We start from the raw sequence: 5,170 nt of genomic DNA on the forward strand, positions 1-5,170 counted from the left end.
CAAAGATTGCTTATATTCTTTTTTAACAAATCAAAAATTTCTTTTGATTTATCAAAATTCTTCATTCTTGAATAAATTAAGATAAGTTCATATCTTGCAAGTTCCCTCAATATTGTTGTTGTTGTTGTTGAAATAACTTTATTTGCATATTCAATAGCATAAGAAAGATCCATTTTCCATTTTGACTTTAACAAGGAAAAGTAATACTTTAAAGATAAATTGTCGATTTTATTTTCAACATAATTAACAATTGGTATTGAAAAACTACCATACTCAATTATGTCTATGATGTCTTTAAGAAACATGTTATTAATTTTCATATATTATCACCAACCATTTTATTACATAATTTACAAAAAATAAAAATTAAAATTGCCGCTATTTTTTAGAATGTGAAAAGAAAGAAAATATTATACAAAACATCAGTTTAAAAGATGTTTTACGATTCACAAAAAATGTTAACTAACAAACGATAATAGAAATGTAATTATATAGCAAAAATAAAACCCTGATAAATAGCACCTCGTTAACTTTGTGGTAACACTTGAAAATCATGTTAGAATTGCTAAAATAAAAACAGGAGGTGATGGGGTGAAAAAAATTATAGTAATGACATTAATTGTAATTTTATTTTTCTCCAATATATTATATGCTGGAGACGATTATGATTATTCATCAACTAATTCATCTAATCATCAAATTCAACAGAAAAAAGTTGGTAAATAAATTTAAATGAAATCATATGAATAAAAGCCTTTTCTAATTATATTATAACAGAAATTTAGTGAATGCAAATAAAAAAGCCGGCTATCAATTTCTAGTACTAGAAAAAATACATCTGAAAGGAGGAAAAAATGAAAAATATAAAAAAATTCTTAAAAGTTGTAGTATATGGTGGTGGATGTGGAACAAAAAGAACAAAAAATACAGGCTCTTTTACATTATAGCCATACCCCTTCCAGATTTTTGGAAGGGGCTAAAATGAATATACAAGAGGTGGAAAATGTATAAAATTAAGGATTATACACATATACATTATTATGGAAAAAATGGAATAATAAATAAATCATTAATTATTTCGGAGCCAGAATTATATTTTTTACGTAAATTTAAATATCCAAAAAATAAAGAAAATGTGTTAGAAGATATACATAACGATTATCCGGATTTTCGTTTAATAGAATTAAAGCGAATATTAAATTTATTTGAAAGAAAATTTAAGAAATTAAACATTTTAGAATATTCTAATAAAAATTCTAAAACAATATTAATAGAAAGCGGAAAGAGAAAATATTTTTTTCCATCATCTTTAACACTAGAAATAAGTCAGAAATGTCCTTTAAATTGTATACATTGTTATAATAATTGCTCTTTGTTTGGCACAGATATAGAGTATAATATAATAGATAAAATTATTGAATTATTTTCGAACAAAGTTTATGAAATAACAATATCAGGAGGAGAACCCTTTTTGCACAAAAATTTAAATAATATAGTGAAAAAATTAAGTAATAAATTTAAATTAAATTTATTAACAACTGGGTTTTTGGATATTTCTTACAATTATAAAATATTAAATTTTTTTGATGATATTCAGATTTCATTATATTCTTATAATGAAGAAAAGCATGATGATTTTACTAAAAAAAATGGTTCATGGAATAAAACAATGAATTTTATTAAATTATTAAATGATATTGGGTTGATTGATAAAATTACAATTTCTACAATAATTACACCACAAAATATTAATGAACTAGAAGATTTTATTAGAACATTAATTAAACTAAATATAAAAAAGTTATCATTAGGAACTTTATCAAAAAGTGGCAGAGCTACTCTATTAGAGAAAGAATATTTCTTTGATTGGAATGATTACTATAAAATACATAAAAAACTAGACAATTTAAAGAATAAATTTAAAAATAAAATAATTATTAATACTGTAGAGATTGATAAAGGTAATTCTACAATGTTTTTTGAGGACTTTAAATTAAATTGTTTTGCAGGAACTTTAGATTTTGTAATAGGTACAGATGGTTATATAAAACCATGTGTTTTTTTCCCTGGAAATATTTTTTCTGAAGTTAATATATTAGAGTTACGGGAAGAAGACTTTAAAGTTCCTATCTTTAATAAAAATTTGGAGAAAAATATGGAAATTTGGAGAAACACATTAAAAGATAAAAAAATAAATCCAGATGAAATTTGTGAGAGTGTTGGATATTATTATAAAAAAGGTGATAATAATGAACATTATATTGAAAACACTGAAGAAACTTCCTACAATAAATAAAATTATGATTTCTATTATAGTAATAATAAATTTTTTTATCCAAATTTGCAATGTATCAGTACCATTTGTATTTCAAAAAATAGTAGATAATCTTAATGATAAAAACTCATTTTATTATTTTCGAACACTATTATATATATATTTATTATTGTTATTTTTAAATTTAATATTTGGTGTTTTATATACTAAAAATATATATGAGATTTCATCATATTATAAAAAGAAAGGTTTTGATTTTTTAGTAAGAAAAAATAAAACCATAAATAATCCGTCTGAAATGGCGGATTTATTGTATAACCTTTCAGAAAATGGTATGACATCGATATTTTATGAATCAAATATCAATTTTATAGCATATATAATTTTTTATTTTATATTACTTTTTATCGTTTTTAAAGCTTCTAAAATAATAGGTCTATTATTATCAATAAATATAATAATTTTATATGTAGCTTCAAAACTAAAAATAATATACCTTTTACCTTTAAATTCAGAAATTATAAAATCTGAATCAGAAATGATTGAAAAGATAGAAGATACATTAAGAGGTTTTGTAGAAATAAAGTTTTTTAAATTGTTAAATGGAGAAATGAAAAAAATAAATTCTTATTTTAATGAAATATTGATTATAATAAAGCAAAAACAAAAAGTTGAGCTTATTATATCTATATTAGAAATGATTAGCTTTTCAATTTTCCCAATAACTTTATATATTATAGGATTACTTTTTGTGAAGAATATGATTAGTATTGGAGAGGGAGTAAAAATAATTCAAATGGTTGAAATTGCATTATCTTATTCAATGTTTATTAGTAGTTATACTAACGTAGTTCCAGAAATTATAAGTGTATTTAAAAAATATAATGAAAATTTTCAGGAGGAATAAAATATAATGGATTTTAAAATAATAAAATTTAAAAATATAAAATTCAAATATGAAAATAGGTTAATATTAAATGACCTTAATCTCGAAATAAAAAAAGGGGATAAATTAGCGATAGTTGGCCCTAGTGGTGAAGGTAAATCCACTATATTAAAGCTATTATCAAAACTTATAACCCCGGTTTCTGGAAAAATATATGTTGATAATATTGATTTAAACGATATTTCGGATGATATATGGTATGAAAATATAGGTATGTTAAGTCAAAATACGCATATATTTAATAGAAGTTTTATTGAAAATATAAAAATTGGAAAAAGAAATGCATCAGATGAAGAAATAAAAAAAGCTATAAAATTTTCTGGATTAAATAAATTTGTAGAAAAAAATGGAGTTGATACTCTTCTTGGGAAAAATGGTTTATTTTTATCAGGTGGAGAGCGGACAAGAGTAGCACTTGCAAGAATTTTTCTGAAAAATCCAAAATTATTAATTTTAGATGAACCATTAGAAGGAGTAGATAAAGAAAATGAAAGCTCAATACTTAAAAATATAGATAAATTTGTAAAAGATAAAACTGTTATTTTAGTTTCGCATAGATTCACAATATTATCTTTGGCGAAAGAATTTGCTATTTTAAAAGATGGAAAGATAATAGAAAAAAACAAATTTAAGTCTATGAGTAAGAATGGTATTTTAAAAAAATATTATCAATTAGAACTAAATAATCTTAAAGAGTTTAATAGGTGATAAAATGAAAAAAACAGTATTTATTATATTGCTATTTTCTATTGTTTCCATAACATTAGAATATTTTAATGCGTTGATTCCATATTATACAAAAAACTTTTTAAACACATTATCTACAGGAATAATAGATAATACAATATTGATGAAAATATTCGCAATAATAATATCTGTTTTAATTATAAAAAATATAGTATCAATGTTTTTAGGTTATTATAGTAAAAAGTTATCTTATTCAATAACTGAAAAAGGGATATATAACCTTTTAAATTTTGATTATATGGAATTCAGAAAAAATAATGAAACATATTATGCTGAAAGTTTATTAAGATTGCCTCAACAAATAATAGAAGTATTAAATTCATCAGGAGTCGAAAGTATAGCAGTAGTATTTAAATTAATATTTCTTATTATATTTATTTTTAAAATAGATATTAATACAGGAATTGCAACGATATTTTATATTCTAATATCTACATTTAATATATATATTTCAAATAATTACTTTTATAACAATTATGACAAACAAGTTGAAATAAATCTTAAGAATATCTCTGATACATCAGATCAATTGGAAGGATTAAAGGAAATCCATTTCTTTAAAAATGTAAAAAACGAAATCAAACGTTTTAATGAGAGAAATGACAAATATAAGAACTTCTCAATAAAAATCAATATAATGGATTGGATATTATCTTTTACAATAAGCGATTTTTTTCAATTTTCTATATACATTTATTCAATATATAGGGGATTGATTTTAAAAGATATTGGTTCATTATTAGCATTGTATATGTATATAAAAAATGTAACAAATATAATGAATAATTCATTATTTGGAATGTGGAATTCTTTAAGAGATGCTTTAATTGCATGGAATAAATTAAAAAATATGGTTTTCTTCCAAAACAAGTGGGTAAAAAAAGAAAAAATATGATATTATAGGAATGAAAGAAAAAAGGAGGAGGACCAAAATGATAAATGAATTGCCAAGATTTTTTGAAAAAATACTAAATATAAATGAACCATGGAGAATAGAAAAAATAGAACAAGATGGAAATAAAGTAAATATATATGTAAATTTCAAAAGAGGTGCAAAATTTGAAATAAACGGAAAAAAATATGGAGCATACGATACAGTAAAAAAGACATGGAGACATTTAAATTTATTTCAATATGAAACGTATATACATGCAAGAGTACCAAGAATAAAAACAGAAGATGGGATAAAAATAATAGAAGTT

Annotated in this window: 5 protein-coding genes and 2 pseudogenes; 6 read left to right on the forward strand and 1 reads right to left on the reverse strand. The window is 22.0% G+C overall.

Annotation, left to right across the window (positions count from 1 at the left end; all coding sequences use genetic code 11):
- Window positions 1-320 (reverse strand): annotated as a pseudogene (locus tag BUA62_RS11090) (hypothetical protein); the annotation flags it as partial.
- Between the two features lie 271 nt (window positions 321-591).
- Between BUA62_RS11090 and BUA62_RS11875 the strand changes: the two are divergent.
- The 6 genes and pseudogenes from BUA62_RS11875 to BUA62_RS11115 form a co-directional block, all read left to right on the forward strand.
- The gene (locus BUA62_RS11875) at window positions 592-726 is read left to right on the forward strand and encodes a hypothetical protein (RefSeq protein WP_268776028.1); all 135 of its coding nucleotides are present in this window, start codon (window positions 592-594) and stop codon (window positions 724-726) included.
- Window positions 727-1,003: 277 nt separating this feature from the next.
- The gene (locus tag BUA62_RS11095) at window positions 1,004-2,296 is read left to right on the forward strand and encodes a radical SAM protein (RefSeq protein ID WP_072866099.1); all 1,293 of its coding nucleotides are present in this window, start codon (window positions 1,004-1,006) and stop codon (window positions 2,294-2,296) included.
- Window positions 2,250-3,182 carry an ABC transporter ATP-binding protein gene (locus BUA62_RS11100; protein ID WP_072866100.1) on the forward strand — a complete coding sequence of 311 codons (933 nt, stop codon included), beginning with the start codon at window positions 2,250-2,252 and terminating at the stop codon, window positions 3,180-3,182. The genes BUA62_RS11095 and BUA62_RS11100 overlap by 47 nt, the downstream gene beginning before the upstream one ends.
- Before the next feature lie 6 nt (window positions 3,183-3,188).
- On the forward strand, window positions 3,189-3,929 hold the full coding sequence (locus tag BUA62_RS11105) for an ATP-binding cassette domain-containing protein (RefSeq protein ID WP_072866101.1): 741 nt from the start codon (window positions 3,189-3,191) through the stop codon (window positions 3,927-3,929).
- Window positions 3,930-3,933: 4 nt separating this feature from the next.
- Window positions 3,934-4,863, forward strand: coding sequence for an ABC transporter transmembrane domain-containing protein (locus BUA62_RS11110; RefSeq protein WP_072866102.1), 930 nt, complete (start codon window positions 3,934-3,936; stop codon window positions 4,861-4,863).
- A 37-nt stretch (window positions 4,864-4,900) separates the two neighbouring features.
- Window positions 4,901-5,170: pseudogene (locus BUA62_RS11115) on the forward strand (transposase family protein); the annotation flags it as partial.

Source organism: Marinitoga hydrogenitolerans DSM 16785 (assembly GCF_900129175.1).
Classification (GTDB): domain Bacteria; phylum Thermotogota; class Thermotogae; order Petrotogales; family Petrotogaceae; genus Marinitoga; species Marinitoga hydrogenitolerans.

Excerpts from the sequence above, each read along its gene's own strand:
- BUA62_RS11095 (WP_072866099.1), top strand. The coding sequence starts at position 1,004 with ATGTATAAAATTAAGGATTATACACATATACATTATTATGGAAAAAAT.
- BUA62_RS11105 (WP_072866101.1), top strand. The coding sequence starts at position 3,189 with ATGGATTTTAAAATAATAAAATTTAAAAATATAAAATTCAAATATGAA.
- BUA62_RS11110 (WP_072866102.1), top strand. The coding sequence starts at position 3,934 with ATGAAAAAAACAGTATTTATTATATTGCTATTTTCTATTGTTTCCATA.
- BUA62_RS11100 (WP_072866100.1), top strand. The coding sequence starts at position 2,250 with ATGAACATTATATTGAAAACACTGAAGAAACTTCCTACAATAAATAAA.